Raw genomic sequence first — 22,185 nt, 5'->3', positions numbered from 1 at the left:
GAGACATGCAACGATGCTTCTGATCAACTGCCCATATTGCGGTCCGAGGCCGGAACTTGAATTCCTCTATGGTGGCGAAGCGCATGTCAGCCGACCCCCAGATCCAATGAACCTCGATGATGAGGCATGGAGTGCGTATCTCTATCTGCGAAGCAATCCCAGGGGGATGCATGCCGAACGCTGGCGTCACATCCACGGGTGCGGCCGGTTCTTCAATGCGAGCAGGAATACGCTCGACGACAAGATCACCGCCACCTACCTAACGAACTCTCCCCGCAATGAGGGTGGAGCGACCGCATGAGGACACGATTCCGTCTGGCGACAGGAGGGCGCGTCGACCGCAGCAAGCCTGTCCGTTTCACTTTCGATGGAAAGCCCTATCAGGGATTTGTCGGAGACACGCTGGCGTCAGCGTTGATTGCGAACGGCGTGCATCTCGTTGGCCGATCATTCAAGTATCACCGTCCGCGGGGCATCATGACGGCCAGCGCCGAGGAGCCGAACGCACTGGTTGGGGTGGGGCGCGATGAGGCTCATTACACCCCGAACCTGAGGGCGACCCAGGTCGAGATATACGAAGGTCTGGTCGCCGAAAGTCAAAATCGCTGGCCGGCTTTGGCTTTCGACGTCGGCGCGGTGATCGAGGTCCTGTCGGCATTTCTTCCCGCAGGGTTCTACTACAAGACGTTCATGTGGCCCAAGGCGGGCTGGAAGCATGTCTACGAGCCTTTGATCCGCCGGGCCGCAGGGCTGGGCCGGGCTCCGACCACGGCCGACTCCGATCGTTATACGCAGGTCTACGCCCATTGCGATGTGCTGGTCGTTGGCGCCGGACCGGCCGGGATTGCGGCCGCCATCGCTGCGGCTCAAACCGGCGTAAGGGTGATCCTCTGCGACGAGCAGGCGGAAATGGGCGGCTCCCTTCTGGCCGAAACCGTCGCAAAAATCGATGGGCGAGCGGCGGCCGATTGGTGCAGAGCCATGCTGGACGAACTCGCCTCATTACCGAACGTCACCCTGATGGCGCGTACGACGGCATTTGGCTGGTACCCACACAATTTCATCGGGCTCAATGAGCGAGTCACCGATCATTTGACGGAAGGGGGCAAGTTGCCGCGTGAGCGGTTGTGGCAGGTGAGGGCACAGGAGATCGTGCTTGCGACAGGCGCAATCGAGCTGCCGATTGTGTTTCCGCAAAACGATAGGCCAGGGGTCATGATGGCGGAGGCCGCTCGCACATACGTGAATCGCTTCGGTGTACTCCCGGGAGCGCGCGCGGTCGTGGTTACAGCCAGCGACAGCGCATACCGGGCAGCGGTCGATCTCCAGGTTGCGGGAGTAGTAATCCCCGCCATTGCCGATCTTCGCAGCAGCCCGAGCGGATACTGGGTGGAGCGCGCCAGGGAGAAGGGTATAGACGTTATGCCACAGACGTCGCTCGCGACGACGACCGGCCGCCTGCGCGTGTCCTCGGCAACACTCGTCTCGACCGATACAGGAAAGCCTGAGCGACGAAAGGTCAACTGCGATCTGGTCCTGATGTCCGGCGGGTTTGCGCCAAGCGTGCATCTGTTCTCGCAGTCGCGCGGCCAGCTGAAGTACGACGATGGTCTGCAGGCCTACCTCCCCGACGTGTCCATGGAGCGGGAGAGGTCTGTAGGCGCTTGTCGCGGTGTCTATGATCTCGCAGCCGCGCTGAATGACGGGTTTTCAGGTGGTCTGGCCGCCGCGGCGCAGCTCGGTGCCGACGTTTCGATTGCGAAATCGTTCTTGGTGGAAGCGCGAAGCGTGGCATCAGGCGGTTTGATCGGTGCGCCGACGACCGGCCGAAAGCGGAAAGCGCGCGCATGGGTAGATTTCCAAAACGACGTCACCACGAACGACATCACTCTGGCGGTACGCGAGGGATTCAGGGGGATCGAGCACGTCAAGCGCTACACGACAATAGGAATGGCGACCGATCAAGGCAAAACCTCGAACATGAACGCGCTGCAGATTGTCGCAGGACTGCGGAGCATATCCGCTTCTCAGGCTGGCCTTACGGCCTTTCGGCCTCCATACACGCCAATGACCTTCGGCATTTTTGCCGGCCAGTCTCGCGGCGCCTTGTTTGAGCCGGAGCGAAGGGCGCCCATTCATTCCTGGGCGGAACAAACCGGTGCCGTCTTTGAAGACGTCGGCCAGTGGAAGCGTGCTCACTATTTCCCGAAACCCGGCGAAACGATGCATGATGCCGTCGCGCGCGAATGTCGAGCGACGCGGCAGTCGGTCGGCATCTTTGATGCCTCGACGCTCGGTAAAATCGAGATCGTCGGGAAGGACGCTGCCACATTCATGAACCGGATGTACACCAATGGGTGGGACAAGCTTGAGCCCGGCCGGCTTCGGTATGGCGTCATGCTGCGCGAGGATGGCTTCATTCTTGACGACGGTGTCATTGGCCGTCTCGCGCCGGATCGCTTCCATGTCACGACGACCACAGGCGGGGCGGCTCGTGTCCTGAACATGATGGAAGACTACCTGCAAACCGAATGGCCTGATCTCGAGGTCTGGCTGACCTCGACAACCGAGCAATGGGCGGTGATCGCGGTCCAAGGACCCAATGCGCGCAAGTCGCTGGCCCCGCTCGTCAAAGGAATCGATGTCTCCGCCGAAGCGATGCCTCATATGAGCGTACGCGAAGCCTGGATCTGCGGCGTCCCGACCCGGCTGTTTCGGGTCTCGTTTACGGGCGAACTCGGCTTCGAAGTCAATGTGCCGAGCGGATGCGCTTTGGCAGTATGGGAATCAATCATGGCGGAGGGGCAGAACTACGGCATCACGCCTTACGGAACCGAGACGATGCATGTTCTGCGCGCTGAGAAAGGCTACATCATCGTCGGGCAGGAGACTGATGGCACGATAACGCCTGACGACGTCGGACTAAGCTGGGCGGTCGGTAAGGCCAAGAGGGACTTCGTCGGCAAGCGCTCGCTCGCAAGGGCGGCACTGACACAAGACGATCGCAAACAGCTTGTTGGACTGTTGACCGTCGATGCCAGAACCCTCCTCGAAGAGGGCGCACAGGTGGTCGCGGATCCGAATGAGCGCATTCCCATGACCATGCTTGGTCACGTAACGTCATCTTACTGGAGCGAAACGCTCGGCAGGCCGATTGCGCTTGCGCTCATCCGTGCTGGAAGGAGCCGCGCCGGGACGCGATTGTCAGTGCCGACTCACGCTGGAGCCGTTGAGGTCGACGTCGTCCAGCCCATCTTCTACGATCCGAAAGGCGTGCGGCTCAATGCCTGATTCATATTCACTGCAATCAGACGTGCTGACTGGGCTCGCATTGAATGCGCGCACGATATCTGGCGCAATGCTCGCTGTCCTTCCCGCCGCAGTGAAGGTCGCCTTCCGCGGCCGCTCTGCGGCGGTAAGGGCCGTAAGCGATGCCTTTTGCATCAACCTGCCTCAAGAGCCATGCCGCTTTGCAAGCAAGGGAGCAAGGACCGCAGCATGGCTGGGTCCAGATGAATGGTTACTGCAGGCTGTCGACGAAATACCGGAGGCACTGTTTGCACTTCTGCACGATAGTCTGAAGGAGCACTCCCACGCACTTGTCGATGTTACCCATCGCTCATTGGACTTTTCAGTCTCGGGACCTAAGAGCGAGTATATTCTCAATCACGGCTGCCCACTGGATCTATCGCCCGCGCAGTTTCCAGTCGGCATGTGCACGCGGACCGTGATCGGCAAGGCGCCAGTCATCCTCTTGCGGCTGGACATCTCTACTTTTCATGTTGATGTCTGGCGTTCGTTTGTTCCTTATGTATGGCAATTGCTAGACGAGGCTCGAAGTGAGCTCGCGGCGCAGCATGATAACGTTTGGGTGGTCTAACTTGATTTCTGTTTTCGAGCTGTTCAAGGTGGGGATTGGCCCATCGTCGTCGCACACGGTAGGGCCGATGAAGGCTGCTGCAGCTTTCAGTGAAGCCATACTCGGCGCCGGTCTCTTGCCACGCCTTGCTGCGGTTCGCGTGGGCTTGTTTGGCTCCCTCGCATGGACTGGAAAGGGGCACGGAACTGACAAGGCCGTCATTCTCGGGCTCGCCGGCCACTCACCCGAGACGATTGATCCAGATTTCGCAGAGACCATTGTCGCATCTGTGCGCCAGGACCGGCTGTTGAATTTCGCAGGTCAGCTTTCAATCGCGTTCGACCCCGGCACCGCTATCACATTCGATCGCTTGCCCGTCCCGCTTCAACACCCAAATACGCTTACGTTCTTAGCCCTTGATTCGGAGGGTGAGATGATGCGGGAGGAGCGGTGGTGTTCCGTGGGCGGCGGGTTCGTCGTACGTGAATCTGAGCTTGGGCGCGTACCTGCAACTGTTGCAACTCCTGTTCCGTATCCGTTCCGATCGGGAAAGGACCTGCTGGACATGGGAGCAGCATCGCGCCTCTCGATTGCCGAAATGGTCTTAGCAAACGAGGCGGCTTCACGTGCGCCAACGGATATTGAGCATCAGCTCGATCGGATCGTCCAAGTGATGATGGCCTGCATTGACCGCGGTATGGTCACCCAAGGTGAGCTGCCCGGCGGCTTGGGCGTTCGTCGGCGAGCGCCCACTTTGTACCAGAAGCTTGCTTCGTCGGCGGGGGCAAACGATCGCGCGCAACACGAAATTCTGGATTGGGTTAGCCTGTATGCCATTGCCGTCAATGAGGAGAACGCGGCTGGAAGCAGGGTGGTGACCGCGCCCACGAATGGAGCCGCAGGAATCGTACCAGCGACCTTGCGATACTATCGCGATCATTGCCGCAACTCCAACGCTGCTGGTGTGCGGCAATTCTTGCTGACAGCGTCTGCCATTGGCGCTTTATTCAAGATGAACGCGTCGATCTCCGGTGCCGAGGTTGGTTGCCAGGGCGAAGTTGGTGTCGCCTGTTCTATGGCAGCGGCCGGTCTTGCCGCCGTCCTTGGCGGCAGCAATGCGCAAATCGAGAACGCCGCGGAAATCGGCATGGAGCATCATCTTGGGATGACCTGCGATCCTATAGGCGGGCTTGTTCAAGTGCCCTGTATCGAGCGCAACGCCTTCGGCGCGATCAAGGCCATCAGCGCCGCGTCGCTCGCATTGCAGGGCGACGGATCTCATGTCGTGTCCCTCGATAAGGTCATTGCAACCATGCGGGAGACCGGCCGCGACATGCAATCGAAGTACAAGGAGACCTCGCTCGGGGGGCTCGCCGCAAATCTTGCCGAATGTTAAGGAGCGAACCTATGAATCAGATGACAGTTGGCGGGTTCTTCTCTGCTGACATTGACCAGAGCGATCCCCTCATTGCTGGAGTCATCAGAGACGAACTCGGTCGACAACGTGGCGAGATTGAGCTGATTGCCTCGGAGAATATCGTTTCGAATGCTGTGCTTCAGGCCCAAGGATCGATTCTCACCAACAAGTATGCTGAAGGCTACCCCGGTCGGCGTTACTATGGCGGTTGCGAATTCGTGGATATAGCCGAGACTGTCGCTTGTGACCGCGCCAAGGAGCTATTTGGCTGCCAATTTGCAAATGTGCAGCCTAATTCGGGAAGCCAGGCCAATCAGGCCGTGTTCATGGCCCTGATGAAGCCAGGCGATACCTTCATGGGATTAGACCTCTCAGCTGGCGGCCATCTGACGCACGGCGCAAAGCCGAATATGTCAGGCAAATGGTTCAACGTCGTATCCTACGGGGTGCGGCCAGACGATCATTTAATCGACATGGAGGCACTTGAACGTACTGCGAAGGAGTGCAAGCCGAAGGTTATCATCGCGGGCGGGTCGGCCTATTCGCGCTTCTGGAATTTTGCCACTTTTCGTAGGATCGCTGATTCTGTCGGCGCTTATCTCGTGGTCGACATGGCGCATTTCGCTGGCCTCGTGGCAGGTGGCGTCCATCCGTCGCCTTTCCCATATGCACACGTCGTGACCTCGACGACACACAAAACGCTGCGTGGGCCGAGGGGAGGAATTGTTCTGACCAATGACGAGGAATTAGCCAAGAGGATCAACTCGGCGATTTTTCCAGGCTTGCAGGGGGGCCCCCTGATGCATGTCATTGCGGCAAAGGCAGTCGCGTTCGGAGAAGCGCTTTCGCCAGAATTTCGCCAGTATGCATGCAACGTCGTTGCTAACGCCGTAACGCTTTCAAGTGAGCTCCAGGCGCGAGGCTATGCGATCGTATCGCGGGGAACGGAAAATCACCTGATGTTGGTAGACCTGCGTTCCAGGGGATTAACGGGGAAAGCGGCGGAAATTGCGCTCGGGCGCGCTAGGATTACCTGCAACAAGAACGGCGTCCCGTTCGATCCGGAGAAGCCGACCGTCACCTCGGGCATTCGGCTCGGTACTGCAGCCGCAACTTCGCGCGGCTTTGGTGTGTCTGAATTCAGCACCATAGGGGGGCTCATTGCGGACGTACTCGATGCCATTTCCGCCTCCAATACTGGCGAAGCCCCCGCCATCGAGGAAAGGGTACGATCGCGCGTAGCTGAGCTGGTAGCAAGATTCCCGATCTATTGATAGGACCGGCATCGAAGCTGAGCACTTGGTCTTCATCGACGAAAGTGTGCTGCCGAGCAGCGGCAGGACTTCGACATGAACTTGGAACCGGTTGTGACCTCCGGGAAAGCTCGGGGCGAGATCGGGTTTGAGAGCGGGTCTCAAGACAGCCGCAGACAGCCGCGCTGCTGCGCTAAAGGGTTGTGCGGTGAGCGTCAGATCGAAAGTTCGGATTAAACCAAGCAGGTGAGTGTCAGCTTTGCGCAGGCCAGGCAGGCTCGTTGCCGAGCTTGCCGCCCGCGACCCGAAGGTCGACTACCACTCGGTGTGGGACTTCGTGCATGCCGAGAAGCTCAGCCTCAAAAAAACCGTGGTGGCTGGCGAACGCGATCGTCCCGACGTGGCACGGCGGCGAGCCCAGTGGCCAAAGTACCAAGGTCGCCTCGAAGCTGAGCGGCTGGTCTTCATCGACGAGACCTGGACCCGGACCGACATTGGGCCGTTGCGGGATGGGCGCCGCGCGGGCACAGACTCGCCACCGAGGTTCCTCACGGCCGCTGGAAAGCCGTGACCTGGCGGCCCTGCGCCATGACCGGATCGATGCACTATGGTTCATCGAGGGACCAATCGATGGCGTGACCGGATCTATGTCGAGAAGGTTCTCCTACCGACCCTTCGTCCCGGCGATATCGTCGTCCTGGACAATCTCGGCAGCCACAGAAGCAAAGCCGTGCGCCAGCATATCCGCCCCGCCGGAGCCAAGCTGTTCTTCCTGCCAAAATACTCACCCGACCTGAACCCAATCGAATAGGACTTTGCCAAGCTCAAACATCTGCTCCGCAAGGCAGCCGCATGAACCGTCGATGCAGTCTGCGCCGCCATCGGCGCACTCCTCGACACCTTCACGTCCGAAGAATGCGCGAACTATCTCAAAAACTCAGGGCATCGAAGATCAGTACCTGGACCGGGCGAGCCCCTTAAGGGCGCAAGCAATTTTCGTTGAGAGCCGCCTCGGCTTCGCGCACGCGACGTTTTGTTTGTTCGCCGACCCGCCAATCCGTTCGGCAAGTAATCGATCATCTGATCCTTGCAATCTGGACGGGAGTAGCCACCGCTATCAGCCCGAGGTGCCAGCCTCGCAATGACTATAAAATAGCGTCGCTGCCAGTTTCTTGCCGCCCCGCTGGCGCGCGACCGACAGATTGCAAAGTGTCCCACTCCCAGCTCAAAACTGTTCTCATGACGTGGACGCAGCTTTCCTGCCAGAAACATTACTTCTTGCAGAGTTTCTCTCCATCGACCTCACTATTGACTGTCATTCGTTGCGAGCGACAAATTAAATTCCAGGCGTAGCTTAGCATCTAGATACTTCGGGCATAAGAGGAGATGGACGATGCAACGTGCGAAAGATCATAGTGTATATGACCTGCGCTGGGTGCATAACATCCTGATTCCGCTCAACGATGGCGTCCAGCTCGCAGCGAGTCTCTGCTTACCGACCGCTCCGGGAAAGTATCCCGCTGTCGCAAGTTTCTATCCGTACCGTAAGGATGATCGCACGGGCGCATCGCATGCGCACGCGAGCAGCTACTTCACCGAGCGCGGATACGTCTCTCTGCTGGTCGACTTGCGGGGGACTGGCGGCTCCGAGGGGGTGGCCGACTTCGACTACGAGAGAGAGGGGAGAGACGCGGCGCAAGTCGTCGAATGGGCAGCGGGGCAGGATTGGTGCGACGGCTCCGTCGGAGTGTGGGGTATTTCCTACGGCGCTACCCTTTCGCTAGCCGCAGCAGCGCAACAGCCGCCACACTTGAAGGCGATTGCTCCAATGTACGGTGTATCCGGCCGCCGCAAGGACTTTGCACCGGGCGGATGCAAGATCTGTATCGGCAACGCGAGCTGGTTGGCGATGATGCTAGCGCTTGACCTTGCGCCACCGACCTTTCAGGACCATGAGGGACGATGGATGCGTGTTTGGCGCGAACGGCTCGATCGGCTCAAGCGCGATGGTGCACGGAATTTCCACAAGCGGTACGGCGACGTCGATGAAAAGCCGGTCGAGGTTACGCCGATCCCGACGGAGCGAATCAAGGTCCCGACATTCGCCATCGGCGGCTGGCGGGACTTTTATCCTCAAGCGATGGTGGACTTATATCGGGACGTGGGGGGCCGCAGGAAGCTCTTAATGGGTCCGTGGTTGCATCAATTTCCTGACCTGTCGGTGCGGGCGCCGGTCGACTTCCTGCACGAACTACAACGCTTCTTTGATCACTGGCTGAAGGGCGAGGAGAACGGCGTTCCTTCCGAACCGGAGGTCACCCTCTACGTACAGGGGGCTGAGCGCTGGAAGCACGAGAGGGAATGGCCAATCGCCCGCACGCAGATGCAGGATTGGCACCTACAACCTGGACACGCACTTGGTGTAGCACCGACGCAGAGCGGAAGCGGTGACTTATACCGCTCTGACCCAACGGTCGGTACGGCCGCGACGCTACCTGACATGATTCAGATGGGCGTCGGGTATCCGTTGGAGCAGGCGTACGACGACTTGCGTTCGCTCACTTACACTAGCGCCCCGCTCGATCAGGGGATCGAGATCACCGGCTCGCCCGAGGCGATCCTGCACGTCGCGCTAGAGGACGGTGAAGAACTCCAACTGGTAGCCAAGCTCAACGCGGTCGCGCCGGACGGTCGCTCCACGTTGATCACGACTGGATGGTTATCCGCCGCCAACCGCGAGTCGTTAGAGCGCGCTCAGCCAGTTGAGCGCGGCGCAATGGCTGAATACCGCCTTGAACTCTGGGCAACGTCGTACTTCGTTGCCGCAGGCCATCGGTTGCGACTCGCGATCGCGTGCTCGGACTTCCCATTCATCTGGCCGCTTCGCACCAATCCCACCCTGAGAGTGCAGCTCCGCGGCTCACTCGTGCGGCTGCCAGTCGTGTCAGAAACTGCCAAGCCGATAGACGGGCTCGCATTGCCGATCCCCGATCCGACCGTCCGCCGCAGGCCATGGCACGCACCCGGTGAGCCGCCGATTTGGAAGATCGAGCGGGACGCGGTTACGGGTGCAGTCTCCGTGGAGATCGGCTCGACCAGCGAGCTTCGCACTGCGACCGGAACCACCTTCCGCTTCCAGCAGTTCGTGCGTGCGAATACCTCCGCAGCACGGCCAGATGCCGCCGCCGCGCACTGTGAGGCGCGCCTCGATATTCGCCTACCTGCAGGTGAACGTATTGAAGTGAGAACTCGTAGTCGATTCACACGCGAGACTACTGTCATGAATGGCGAGGTCATGTTGGACGGCTGCCCCATGTTCAAAGGTGAATGGCACTAGCACTTCTTTGGCAGATTGTTGATTTTGTCCCGTTTTATAGGATTCCCGAATCAATTTTTCAATGATTCATGGGTGGTCGGCTCTTGGAGGGCTGACCATCCCGGGATGGGAAGACGAACTCGAACGCTGGCTGAGGCCGTTCTTGGACCGGCTGGGTCATAAGACCCGACAGCGGATGTGTCCTCTGTATGTTGCGGGACTGATCGGTCCTGGCGATCGCAAGAGCATTCAGCCGATGGCGGAACGCCTTGCCACGAGCAACTACGACCAGTTGCACCGTTTCATTGCGGACGGTGTCTGGGACGCGACGCCGCTGGAGACAGAGCTGCTCAACCAGGCGGACCGACTTGTCGGCGGCAGCGATGCGGTTATAGCGCGACAATCTGGATGGGAAGCGCGCGACAATCAGGATGGCGAGTCGGTGTCGCGGCGAGGTGATGATTGCCGCGATGATTGTCGCGCGCAAGAGTTTTGTTCGCTCTGATTGTCGCGGAGCGTCAATCAGCGAGTGTTTTTGGTGTCGCGTGCGAGGATGGTCGCCCTGGACCACGCTTCCGCTCGAGCGCGGTGCGCCTGCGATAGCTTTCGACGTTCATCTCGACGATGGTGGCGTGGTGAACGAGGCGATCGATGGCGGCGAGCGTCATAGCAGGATCCGGGAAGACCCTGTTCCACTCTCCAAAGGGCTGATTGGCGGTGATCAGCATGGAACGCCGCTCGTAGCGAGCGCTGATGAGCTCGAACAGCACGCTGGTCTCGGCCTGGTCCTTGGTGACGTAGGCAAGATCATCGCAGATCAGGAGGTCGAAGCGATCGAGGCGGTTAATGGCGGCCTCGAGATTGAGCTCGCGCCGCGCCACCTGGAGCTTCTGGACGAGATCGGTGGTGCGGGTGAAGAGGACGCGCCATCCGTTCTCGATAAGGGCCAGGCCGATGGCTGCCGCCAAGTGACTCTTGCCGCCGCCGGGCGGGCCGAACAGCAGCAGATTGGCGCCCTTGCCGAGCCAACCATCGCCGGCGGCGAGCGCGGTCACCTGCGCCTTGGAGATCATCGGCACAGCCTCGAAGTCGAAGTTGTCGAAGGTCTTTCCGGCGGGCAGCCGCGCCTCGACGAGATGGCGCTCGACGCGGCGGCGGCCGCGTTCGGCGATCTCGTGCTCGGCAATGGCGGCGAGGAAGCGCGCCGCCGGCCAGCCTTCCTTGTCGGACTGCTCGGCAAATTGCGGCCACAGCACCTTGATGGCTGGCAGCCGCAACTCGTTGAGCAATAGATTGAGGCGCGCGGTGTCAATGGTGTTGGCCGTGCTCATGCGGCACCTCCGATCTCGCCGGCACCGATGAGGCACTCATAGGTGGCGAGCGGTGCGAGCTGCACCACGACGTGCGGCACGCAGGCCGGATCGGGAGAGAAGTAAGCGCGCAGCCGGTTGAGGTCGGGCAGTCGGCCGGCATCAAGCTCGGTCGCGAGCTGATCGGCGAGTTCGGCCTCGCAGCCGCGCTCATGGGCCAGTGCGAGCAGATCGACCATGATCCGGCAGGCTTTCCTGTCCGGCAGCCGTTCGCGCAAGCAATCGAAGGTTCGGCGATAGGCATCGCGCGGGAACAGCCGATCACGGTAGACGAGATTGAGCAGCGCCATTGGCTTGCGCCGCAAGGAATGGATCACGTGCCGATAATCGACGACCTGGTCGTGCTTGCCGTTGGGATGCGGCCGCCCATGCGCGTTTCGCGGGATCGTGAGCACGGATTTCAGCGCATCGTGAGCAACGATTTCAGAGGATCGTGAGCAGCGATTTCAGGCGATCGTGAGCAACGTTTGGCGGTGCCGGACGCTTCGACCGACAACTCAACCGGGCTACGGATTTCTCATTCAACCAATGAGGAAGCCTGATGCCTACCGAGAGATTGTCGATGCGCCGGATCCGAGAAGTTCTACGTTTGAGGCACCAGGGCCTGACCGAGCGCGTCATCGCGCGGACGTTGGGAGTGAGCAATGGGGTCGTACACGGTTATGTGCGTCGCGCCCGCCTTGCGGGGCTGACCTGGCCGCTGCCGGAGGGCCTGGACGACGAGAACCTTGAACTGCTGCTGTTTCCGGCGCCGACGGCAGCCTCGCAAAGCGACCGGCGCCCGACACCGGATTGGGCTTATGTCGAGAAGGAGCTGCGCCGCCGCAGCGTGACGCGCCTGCTGTTGTGGGAAGAGTATCGCGCCGCCAATCCGGACGGCTTTGGCTATACCTGGTTTTGCACGACGTTCGAGGCCTGGAAGCAGCGGGCCCGGCCAAGCATGCGTCAGACCCACGCCGGTGGGGAGAAGGTATTCGTCGATTTCGCCGGCGACACCATCGATATCTTCGATCCCATCACCGGCGAAGTGCGCGCCATGAAGCTGTTCGTCGCGGCGATGGGGGCCTCGAACTATACCTACGCCGAGGCCTCCCCAAGCGAGAGCCTGTCCGACTGGATCGGCGTGCATGCCAGCCTGTTCAGGTACCTCGGCGGCGTGCCGAAGTTCGTGGTCTGCGATAATCTCAAGGCCGCCGTGGACGCGCAGACGCCGCAGCAAATTCGGATCAGGGAATAGATCTTCGGCCCGCGTTGACGCTGTTGCTGCTCGTGGACGCGCCGCGCCAGCGGCAACAGCTTTGCGAACGCTGCTTCGAGCCCGCTGTCACCGTCGATCTTGCGGCCGATGTCACGGATCACGCGGCCGAGATAGGTGCGCAACTTCCTCAGTAACCGATTGGCGCGCTTGAACTGCTTGGCGTGGGCATAGCGCTGATGCTGGACCAGGGCGAGCTTGCCCACGCGCGCATAGGACTGGCGCAAATCCACCGCGTGGCGCTGCGCCAACCCTACCAGCTTCTCGCGCGCCCGGTTCAAAAGCTTCGCATCGGTGGGAAACGTCACGTTCTTGGGCTGAACCGTGGTGTCGACGATCACCCGTGACAGTTCGGATGGCTTGATCGCCTTGGTCCTGGTGGCAACCAACAGGCTCTCCTGGATCAGCGCAGCCAGCCGCTCCTCGCCCATGCGGTGGCGCCAGCGCGTCAGCGACGAGCGATCGAACACCAGCCGGTGCTGGAAGAACTCCTCGCCGCAGAAGTGTTGGTAATAGGGGTTCTCGACCCAACGCTCGCACAGCACCTCGTCGGATAGGTAGTAGGTGTGCTTGAGGATCGCCAGCCCCGCCATCAAGCGCGTCGGCAGCGGCGGCCGCCCGGGATCATCGGTGTAGACCTCGCCGAACCGCTCCTCCAGGAAGCTCCAATCCACCGTCCGCCCCAGCGCCACCAGCGGATGCTTCATGTCGATGATCTGATCGAGCCGGGACCGGAAAAGATCCTGCTCTCCCCTCTCGTTCCGCTCCCGTGGCCGCATCGCATCCCCTCGCCAAAGCAGTCAAAAGGCGAGTGAATCACAAATTAGGTGTGCAAGGAATCCCGATCCAAAAGCCCGCTTTCCAGCAAAGCCAGCGACGGCAAAATGCGGTTTCTGGATTCCAAATCAACAGCTTGGGATTTCTTCACGGACGACTATACAGTTTGGTCCGAAGGAAGATCTCACCACCTATCCTCGAGACTTCCCTCGCGATGAAAAACTTTGCCGGGAGGCAGGAGTCGACGTCCTCTTTGCTCCGGAGGTGCGGGACGTCTACCCGCCTCAGTTTGATGCCTTTGTTGAACCCGGTGCACTCGCACAGCCTCTCTGCGGATCATTCCGGCCCGGCCATTTCCGCGGCGTTGCGACCGTTGTCTGCAAGCTGTTCAACATGGTTCAGCCGGATGTCTGGATGTCTCGTTTTTCGGGCAGAAAGATCTGCAGCAATGTGCAGTCGTCCGCCGCATGACCTTTGATCTCAATCTGCCGATCGAATCGTCGCCAGACCAACAGTCCGCGAGCCGGATGGCCTCGCATGAGCAGCCGAAATCGCTATCTCAGCGCGCCGGAGCGCAATCGTGCATTGGCGATCAGCCGAGGCCTGCTCGCGGCAGAAACCGAGTTTCGCGAAGGAGAGCGCGATGCCGGCCGGATGCTATCGATTGTCCGGCGAATCCTGGAGGCGCTAGGTAAGTTGCAATACCTCTAAATCGTCGATGCTGAAACGCTAAAGCCGGCCACGAACCCGTTATCGCGTCCGGCGGCCATTTGTGCAGGAGGCTATGTTGGCTCGACCCGGCTTATCGACAACGTCCTGCTCGATCCGGGCGCCGCTAGGAGATAGGAAGCTCCCAGTCGGTGGGTCTCTCACCCTGGAAAAGCAAGCAGGTGCAGAGAGGCGAGATCGGAGAAGAACCGAGCCATCGTTGCGCCGCCCCCGACGAGCTTAGTGCCAGCAGGCCTGCAGCCGTCCTCATTGAGATGGCGGATCCGGTCGCTCAGATTTCTGTATCTTGAGGGCACGGCGCTTCATCGTCGCGGTCAATTTTTCGTCTTTCCACCAAGTACCTTGCCGGGGAGGCTGCCACCTGGTCTCTCGTTTTGCTTGCTCTGCTTCATCGACATCTCCTAGATGCATTCAGCATAATACGAGGACTTGGACACGGTCATTGACATGGCCACTCACAGACCGGGGCCTAATGACGTCGGAGCCAACGCCGTGACCGACACCGCTCGCCAGCTCGGCGTGACGAAACTTACACAGGCGGGCCCATTGGCGCGCTTAGCAGCAGAAATAACGCTCTGTTCGCTTCGTATCTGGCGGCGGCTCGACTGCTTCGTGAGTCTGCTATAACCGGCGTGCCCTCGCTCGTGCAGATGGACCATCACCAGCTTCGCCCAAGACGCTTAAAGGCAATCTCAAAGAATGAAAAACGATCGAACATAAACAGATGGCCCGTTTGTAGTGGAACGTCCGCTACAGCTGCGCCCGGAGATCGGTTCGCGTTGTGGCGGAAAATTGACAGTCTGCTGAGTAGCGATAGATTGCACAGCCATGGCGGTGAAAATCGACAAAAAGAACCCTCCGGCGCCGAATTCCATCACGGATGGCGCTTCCTCCAGACTGGCGTGGCCGAGCAAGAGCCAGCACAACTATGCTCTTAAGGAGGGCACGGCAGCAATGTCTTAGGCAACCAAGGCGGATTCAAATGGTCGTCGCAATACCAGAGGAGGTTGCGATGAACGTTGTAAGGCGTCGATCGGCGCGCGGGAAGAGCCCCATTGCCATCGCCAGGACGGCCGTCCGTTGCGGGACGCAATGAACAGAATAGATTTTGGCGGGCGATTGCCGCGGGGTTGAGCAGCGAAGATGCTGCGCTCGAAGCTGGATTGTCACAACCTCTCGGAAGCAGATTGTTCCGAAAGGCGGGCGGCATGCCACCAGCGATGTTCCGATCTTCGGCAAAAGGCGCTCTCCGGGCGGTACCTCTCGTTGATTGAGCGCGAGGAGATCGCACTTCTCAAGGTGCAGGGCCATTCCATACAGGAGATTGGACGTCGCCTGGGGCGGGCTGCTTCGACAGTCTCCCGTGAACTGCGGCGCAACGCGGCCACCCGCGGCGGCGGGTTGGAGTATCGGGCAACAACTGCCCAATGGCATTCGGATCGATCCGCCCGCCGACCCAAGCCGACCAAGCTTGCGCTCAATGCGACCTTGCGCACTTATGTGGAGGAGAGACTTGCTGGCGGCGTCGTAGCCCCGACCGGCGCTCCCGTTCCTGGTCCCGCCGTTCCGTGGAAGGGGCGCCGGCATGGCCCACGCAAGGATCGGCGATGGGCCAAAGCCTGGAGCCCTGAGCAGATTGCCCGACGCTTGCCGATCGACTTCCCGGACGACAAGACGATGCGCATCAGCCACGAAGCTATCTATCAAGCTCTCTTCGTTCAGGGCCGTGGGGCGCTGCACCGCGAGCTGACGGCCTGCTTGCGAACAGGGCGTGTATTACGGATGCCCAGAGCGCGCGTACGCAGGCGAGGCAAGGGCTTGTCACCCCCGAGATCATGATCAGTGAGCGCCCTGCTGAAGCTGCCGATCGAGCAGTGCCGGGAGGGAGACCTCATCCTCGGTCTTGGCAGCTCGGCAATCGGCACGCTGGTCGAGCGCACGACGCGCTTCACGATGCTATTGCACCTTCCCCGGTTGGCGGGGCATGGCGAAGCTCCGCGCGTGAAGAACGGACCTGCGCTCGCGGGACACGGGGCCGAAGCCGTGCGCGACGCGATCACGCGCACCGTCATCACCTTACCCGAAGAACTGCGTCGCTCGCTGACTTGGGATCAGGGAGCCGAAATGGCTCAGCACGATCGTCTCAAGATCGATGCGGGTATCCAGGTCTACTTCTGCGACCCGCAAAGCGCTTGGCAGCGCGGCACTAACGAGAACACCAACGGGTTGCTGCGGCAGTACTTCCCGAAAGGCACAGACCTGAGCATCCACAGCGCCGAGGAGATATCCGCTGTGGCAGCGGCCCTCAATGCTCGACCGAGAAAGACACTAGGCTGAAAAACGCCGGCGGAGGCGCTTGACGAATTGCTGCTATGAGTGAAAATAACTGGTGTTGCGACGACCATTTGAATCCGCCCAGCCCTGGCGCAAAGACATGTGGTGCATTCCAAGGTCGACGGCGAATACGTCCCCCGCATGGAGGATGTGCTCGAGCTCTATACCGAGGCGACCGAGCCCAGATGGCCAGTGGTGTGCTTCGACGAAAGCCCGGTGCAACTATGGGCGAGGCGCGTCTGCCCATTCCGGCCAAGCCCGGCAGGCTCGAACGTTACGATTACGAGTATCGTCGCAATGGCACCGTCAATCTCTTCGTTCTTCTCGACGTGCATCGTCCCTGGCGCAAGGTCAAGGTCACCGAGCGGGCAGCGGCGAGAGACTACGCCCATTGCATGCGTGATCTCGTCGACATCGATTATCCCGACGCCGAGATCATCCGGGCCGTTCAGGAGAATTTGTCGACCCACTCCGCCGGCGCGCCGTGGCAGCCGTTCCCACGCGCAGAAGCCAGGCGAATTTGCGGCGGCTCGAGTTCCACTACACCCCCAAGCACGCAAGTTGGCTCAACATGGTCGACATCGAAATCGGCGTTCTGCGAGGCCAGCGCCTGGATCGCAGGCTCAACGACCCCAAGCGACTGCGCCGCGAAATCACCGCCTGGGAACGGGAACGAAATGCCGCCCGCCCACCCATCAAATGGATATTCACAAGAGACAAGGCTGGCACCAAAATGGGTCGCGCCTATCCCGCCACTTTCAAAGAGTCATAATCACTGTGCAGAGCCAGTAGCGGGCGTATCGGTTCGCTTTAGGTCACTGGCGGCGATCGCTCCTTCGCGGACGGATATTGGCCGTTCAAAGACGACTTCACCGACCGCCAAATCGATTATCTGAGGTCCAACAGCGGACCCAACATCAGCTACCACGTCGGCACAGGTCTCATAAGGATCTGCAAAAAACGACATCCGTTGCGCCACATGAACGTTCTCTTGCCGCGCCAAGCGTATCGAGCATGAGCAGTGCGTCCTTTGGCGCACCGCAGCCAATGACCGGTCGATCTCAGTGCAATCCGCGAAACGCGCTAGGTAATCCTTGCCGGCGCCTGCTTGTTGGTTTTGACGCGGGTTACGCTGCACCGACCGTCGACGCTGATGGGCAGATCGCCATTGATCGTGGCGCGACGAACGATTCGACGCACGTCGCCGTAATCGTTGACGGCATAATGTTGCGTGGCGCGATTGTCCCAGATTGCGACATCGCTCTCCTTCCAGTTCCAGCGCACGGTGTTTTCGGGCGCGGTGACGTGAGACTGCAAGAGATCCAACAGCTTTTGGCCGTCATATTTTGGGATTCCAACAAAACGCTGCACGTAATAACCCAGCACCAGCGCCCGCTCGCCGGTCTCGGGGTGAACTCGCACCGTGGGGTGCTCGGTCTCATAGATTGTGCTAGTGAAGACCTCGTCATAATATTTTTTATCGACATCGCTGGTGCCAGGCCTAACCCCGTAGTCATTGGTGTGAACGGCCCAGAGCTCGTCGGCAAGCCGTTGCAGCGGCTGCGGTAGGGCAAGATAGGCTGCAGCCGTATTTGACCAGACGGTATCGCCTCCGAATGGCGGGATTACGACGCCTCGCAGCACCGTAATCTTGGGATAGGCCCCCATGAAAGTCCCATCGCTGTGCCATAAGTCGACCCGAAACCGCGCAGAATCAAGCTCTAGGATCGATGCCGTTCCCTTGCTAGCACCGAGCGTTGGGTGCGGCACGAGCTTTCCAAAACGAAGGGCAAAACGCTCCTGCTCTGCGTCATCGAGATGGCCCTGATCGCGGAAGAAGATAACCTTATGCTTGAGCAGTAGGTCATTGATCGCGGCAATCGTTTGGTCAGGCAAATCGCCTGACAGCTTGATGTTCCTAATTTCAGCGCCGATGCGAGCTGCGCGTTTTACGACGTCGGCGCGCGGTACAATTTTATCGATCCAAGCCGTTTCACTCATCGCGGTATGCTCCAGGTTACTTCTTTGCGAGACAAATCTGTTCTAATCAGCCGCGGCACAACTGCCTGAACGCCAGTTTCGGGCGCTTACAGCGTGTCATCACCGTTGTTAGACTCTCGTGCGGCTCGGCTGCGGGCATTTGCAGTTGATCCACGTGTCGAACAACCAGATCGAAAGTCGATGGCCCCCGCGTGTGCGGTAGGCGAGGTCTTCGGTTTTGCTGAACCGGCCGAACCGCGACTCGTGCCCCCGTGGTAGGATCACAGGCGATAGTATCTCTTGGCTCATGATGCCGCTTCGCTCAGCTGGCTCGGGATGGTGGAATCAGTCGGTCCAACAAAGGTTTCACGCTTGGGCGGAGGGGCGGGTGAGGGATGACGCATTCAGGTTCGAGCCTCCTACAGGACGACCTCAGCAAGCATCGTGCCATTCGCCACAGCCAAAACTCAACCCATCAAAATTACGAGGGAACGTCTCATCTTCGTACAGTCTGCACACGCGCGTGTGTTTCAACACAATTTTGTCTCGTCGTGGATAGGACGAGCGCGGTTAGCCCGGTGGGCCCCCCGCACATGAGCAGCACCCGTGATCAAAGCAAAGGCAGAGCGAGGCGGTGGCCATCAGCGCGTTGGCGGGCCGAAGACATAGCGGAATGGGTGCCGTATGTCCTCGTCGCGGATCGCAGGAGGGCGCCTTTGTCCAACCCAGGCAGCTACTTCACTCAGGCCAACGCTGCAATCGCGCTCGCGCGTCGGTGGGGCGTGCCGGACGACGTGCAGTTTGAGACGTACATGTTCCGAACTCGACACAGTTCCGCCGGGGCGGGCGGCAATCCCTGTTTCGAAGGAACCTTTTTTTAGGCAGCAAGGCTATGCTGAGGGCCCGTTCTGATCACGTCGCTGTCAAGTCTCGGTCGAGAGATCAATCAACGTTCTCGGCGACTTGTGGTTTAGATTAGATCGAGAAGATGGACGAAGGCAGCTAAGACAGTTGTGCCAATTGAACCTTAGCCCGCACCTCACGGCGCCGTCGGCATCGAACCGACGGTGATTGCAGGAGGGCATGTTGGGGCCAGTGACCGCTTCGCAGATCGCTGCGCCTCAGCGGGCTTCATACATAAGCGCATGCGGACAAAATGACAAAATGGGGGCGACGCACACCTAATGCATGGGGCTCGACGTCTGTGAACCCGTAACGGATCATGGCCGAGCCGCGCGTCCAGATAGCCGACGAACCGTTGATGTCCAACGTGGGAAGGCGCGACGGCAAGCATCGTCTGATCGATCGCATGTTTTTCGCGCGCGAGCACGACCTTGGTGTAGCGGTGACGCGCTCATTGTCCAGCAGCTCGCGTCACAACTGACTTTGTCGGGTGATTTAGCATATAGAGCCCACAATTACGCGATCGGGCACTGAGCGGCACGAGCCAACTTCGCCTGCGGTTAATGCGGGACCGTCCTCCGACTCATAGTCGAAGCTATGCTGATGCCGAAATCGCCCTAGCTGCGTTGACGCACGGCGGGATGCGAATGAGGGCCAGTTCGTTTGCGAAGGACTATGATGGGTTCAAGGAATGCGACGATGCCGACAGAGTGTGGCGCAGAATGGTTTGATTTTGGATCCGTGCAAGGCCGGGCTGTGGAACGGCCTTTGATGGCGACGTGGTGATCGAATGCTGGAATGTTGTTTGTAGGCACCACCGATCGGCAATCTGGTGGGCGCTTTGACGATTGGGCTAGCGATCATCGCCGCCCGGATGTGATCCAGCATACGGTCGGGGAGTTGGTCGGACGACAGCGGGTCTTCGCATTGCCCTTGGGCCGAAGATCTAAATGATCGCCACGAGCTGAGGCACGGCCCGCTGATGGCGGTGCTGGCAAAGCTTGAATACTGGTGCGAGGACTACATACCAAGTGGCCGCCAAGTAGACCTGCACCGGCTGGAGCTGAGCCAAAGCGAACATTCACGCCAACAGATTTCGGCAATTGCGCCTGAGGTATGTGCCATGGCGCTGCGCCACTGAGAGCGCTTCAGTAGGGTTGCGCTTGGTACCGCATTGCTCGCCATTGCGTTGGCACATTTAATTCGCTTGATGGCCGTCTTAATGGGATCTCGGTTTGGGCGACGTCGTCCTAACCTGCTCTGCCATTTGCAGGAGATGCGACAGTGTAAAACGGCGTATGCGACGCAAATAGTCCTTTTGATTTGTCTCCATCAAATACCTGTATCCGGCAATATGATTTGGTTTTCGACAGCATCGGCACATGAAGCTCTCCGCGAGAGAGTACTCCGAGCAATTGTAATCAATCGTTATTTCGTTAGTCTCGCTACCAATCTCCGAGATTGCGTTCAGAACAATAGTCTCGGATTCGACTCGGACATAGGCGCTCGGGCGACAACTATGATTTACGAAGTCGATAAAATCACTACAAAGGTGCCGATGACGGTCGATCTGTATGGTTCTCTTGTTGGCCGTCCCTAGAATAGCCCCACCTAGTCTGCCTGCGACAGCGCCGCTCGATATTGCTTTCCTCGAAAACAGACCAAATCCGTTAATCTCGGAACGGCCAATGAAAAGGCACTCGCTTGTCTGATAACCGTAGTCATCCGAAGTCATATCGAAAGTCTCCCGCCTCCTGACAGGCGATCGTTGCGCCGTCCCAGCGTTTCGCCGCCGCACCGTCGCATCATAGCCTGCAACGATGAGCCAATCTAAATCGCGATGCTCCTGTCCTGGCAAGCTATCATCTCTGATAGTCAATGTTTCAGATAGCGCACATGTGCTGGGACAATTAAGCCCTCAAGAATGCTTACGGTGGCTCGAATCGGTCCCGGTCTTCCTGTTCGCCAACGTCTGTTTCACGCACGATTGACAGCGCTTGTGCTATGATCGAGCCGGTGCCGCGGTTCAGTTCTTCACGGCATCAGCGCTCAAGTTCTGAGCTTGACGATCATTTCGACGGATATTACAGAGCGATTTTGCGAGCTATGAAGCGTGTTTGAACTTAAGATTAGGCAGCAGCTGGCGGTTTGCTGGCGCGTCCGATACCTCATTCGTTGCCGCTAGCGATCCGGTAGCGCTCGATATGTTTTGACAATTCAGTCCGTAAGATTGGTAGTCAAGCAAATGGAGGCTTGTGAGTGCAAGTCGCATTCGGTCAGATTTACAGTCTTGCGCACCTCGTGTAACGCGGGATTCGAAGTTCTAGACAGGGACCATGTGCGTTGCGGGAGCCTCGCGAGGTGGAGCTCGCGAGGACCGAGTGGGTTTATTAAACACGAGACGGCATGGGTATCGCTGATATACGAGACAATGCCGTCTGCCGCGGCCGAAGGCCCGGTCACGCATGCAAGGTAATCATCGGAACATGAGAGGCCGCACCGGAGCCGCTGGTTTGGTCACAGGGGGACAGTGGCGAGGCGTTACCAGAATTTCTGCCCCACCTGAGGTCGGGATTCGGACTGGCTCCTAAGACCTGTGAAGCCGCCGTGACAAGCTGGCTTAGGTATCGTGCGACGCTCTCCCCCAGTCCTCCAGTTGGGCTGGCTGCCGCTCCACCGTAAGCGCCGAGGCTGGCTTGATGTTTTGCGGAATCGGCACGGCATGAGATCTTCGATGGGGCTTTGGGAATGGCCGTCGATGATCGTCTCAAGTGTTTCGGCGATGTAGGCGGCCGGGTTGACGTCGTTGAGCTTGCAGACGACGCCGATCGAGGCGAACAGGGCCCAGTTTTCCGGGCCGACTTCATGACCGGCGAAGAGCGCATTTTTTCTGGTCAGGCAGACTGGCCGGATGGCGTTCTCGACCGGGTTCGTGTCAAGCTCGAGGCGCCCGTCTTCGAGGAAGCGGGTCAGCCCTTGCCAGTGATTGAAT

Annotated in this window: 9 protein-coding genes and 9 pseudogenes; 13 read left to right on the top strand and 5 right to left on the bottom strand. The window is 59.5% G+C overall.

The genetic code is table 11. The features are described 5' to 3' along the window. Positions 1-13: 13 nt before the first annotated feature. From IVB54_RS32480 to IVB54_RS32445, 8 genes and pseudogenes are all read left to right on the top strand, one after another. Positions 14-301 (top strand): sarcosine oxidase subunit delta, encoded by a 288-nt coding sequence (locus IVB54_RS32480; RefSeq protein ID WP_247776669.1) that lies wholly within the window; start codon positions 14-16, stop codon positions 299-301. Continuing rightward, positions 298-3,291, top strand: coding sequence for a sarcosine oxidase subunit alpha family protein (locus IVB54_RS32475; RefSeq protein WP_247776668.1), 2,994 nt, complete (start codon positions 298-300; stop codon positions 3,289-3,291). Before IVB54_RS32480 ends, IVB54_RS32475 begins: the two co-directional genes overlap by 4 nt. Continuing rightward, entirely contained in the window at positions 3,284-3,880 is a 597-nt protein-coding gene (locus tag IVB54_RS32470) for a sarcosine oxidase subunit gamma family protein (protein ID WP_247776667.1), read from the top strand. The genes IVB54_RS32475 and IVB54_RS32470 overlap by 8 nt, the downstream gene beginning before the upstream one ends. Before the next feature lies 1 nt (position 3,881). Further along, entirely contained in the window at positions 3,882-5,255 is a 1,374-nt protein-coding gene (locus IVB54_RS32465) for an L-serine ammonia-lyase (RefSeq protein WP_247776666.1), read from the top strand. Then, the gene (gene glyA, locus IVB54_RS32460; protein WP_276577060.1) at positions 5,249-6,550 is read left to right on the top strand and encodes a serine hydroxymethyltransferase; all 1,302 of its coding nucleotides are present in this window, start codon (positions 5,249-5,251) and stop codon (positions 6,548-6,550) included. Before IVB54_RS32465 ends, glyA begins: the two co-directional genes overlap by 7 nt. Positions 6,551-6,806: 256 nt before the next feature. After that, positions 6,807-7,532 (top strand): annotated as a pseudogene (locus IVB54_RS32455) (IS630 family transposase); the annotation flags it as partial. Positions 7,533-7,922: 390 nt separating this feature from the next. Further along, a complete protein-coding gene (locus IVB54_RS32450) occupies positions 7,923-9,866 on the top strand; it encodes a CocE/NonD family hydrolase (protein ID WP_247776664.1) in 1,944 nt (647 codons plus the stop codon). A 61-nt stretch (positions 9,867-9,927) separates the two neighbouring features. Beyond that, a pseudogene (locus IVB54_RS32445) lies at positions 9,928-10,239 on the top strand (transposase); the annotation flags it as partial. A 124-nt stretch (positions 10,240-10,363) separates the two neighbouring features. Here the strand turns inward: IVB54_RS32445 and istB are convergent. Next, on the bottom strand, positions 10,364-11,176 hold the full coding sequence (gene istB, locus IVB54_RS32440) for an IS21-like element helper ATPase IstB (protein WP_247776663.1): 813 nt from the start codon (positions 11,174-11,176) through the stop codon (positions 10,364-10,366). Next, a pseudogene (locus tag IVB54_RS32435) lies at positions 11,173-11,610 on the bottom strand (IS21 family transposase); the annotation flags it as partial. The gene istB and the pseudogene IVB54_RS32435, both read right to left, overlap by 4 nt. Positions 11,611-11,756: 146 nt before the next feature. Here IVB54_RS32435 and IVB54_RS32430 point away from each other — a divergent pair. After that, positions 11,757-12,413: pseudogene (locus IVB54_RS32430) on the top strand (IS21 family transposase); the annotation flags it as partial. A 29-nt stretch (positions 12,414-12,442) separates the two neighbouring features. Here the strand turns inward: IVB54_RS32430 and IVB54_RS32425 are convergent. After that, positions 12,443-13,249 (bottom strand): annotated as a pseudogene (locus IVB54_RS32425) (IS5 family transposase); the annotation flags it as partial. A gap of 160 nt (positions 13,250-13,409) precedes the next feature. Between IVB54_RS32425 and panC the strand changes: the two are divergent. The 3 pseudogenes from panC to IVB54_RS32410 form a co-directional block, all read left to right on the top strand. Then, positions 13,410-14,093 (top strand): annotated as a pseudogene (gene panC, locus IVB54_RS32420) (pantoate--beta-alanine ligase); the annotation flags it as partial. A 1,103-nt stretch (positions 14,094-15,196) separates the two neighbouring features. Then, positions 15,197-16,352 (top strand): annotated as a pseudogene (locus IVB54_RS32415) (IS30 family transposase). Between the two features lie 40 nt (positions 16,353-16,392). Then, a pseudogene (locus tag IVB54_RS32410) lies at positions 16,393-17,082 on the top strand (IS630 family transposase); the annotation flags it as partial. A 311-nt stretch (positions 17,083-17,393) separates the two neighbouring features. On the opposite strand, the gene IVB54_RS32405 reads toward IVB54_RS32410, so the two are convergent. Then, positions 17,394-18,311 carry a TauD/TfdA family dioxygenase gene (locus IVB54_RS32405; protein WP_247776662.1) on the bottom strand — a complete coding sequence of 306 codons (918 nt, stop codon included), beginning with the start codon at positions 18,309-18,311 and terminating at the stop codon, positions 17,394-17,396. Positions 18,312-19,512: 1,201 nt separating this feature from the next. Between IVB54_RS32405 and IVB54_RS32400 the strand changes: the two genes are divergently transcribed. Beyond that, on the top strand, positions 19,513-19,674 hold the full coding sequence (locus IVB54_RS32400; protein ID WP_247776661.1) for a hypothetical protein: 162 nt from the start codon (positions 19,513-19,515) through the stop codon (positions 19,672-19,674). A gap of 2,225 nt (positions 19,675-21,899) precedes the next feature. Here the strand turns inward: IVB54_RS32400 and IVB54_RS32395 are convergent. After that, a pseudogene (locus IVB54_RS32395) lies at positions 21,900-22,175 on the bottom strand (transposase); the annotation flags it as partial. Positions 22,176-22,185: the final 10 nt, after the last annotated feature.

The organism is Bradyrhizobium sp. CW1 (assembly GCF_023100665.1).
GTDB classification, from domain to species: domain Bacteria; phylum Pseudomonadota; class Alphaproteobacteria; order Rhizobiales; family Xanthobacteraceae; genus Bradyrhizobium; species Bradyrhizobium canariense_D.
The sequence above is the reverse complement of the archived record's forward strand: the minus strand, read 5'-3'. Positions and strand labels throughout refer to the sequence as shown.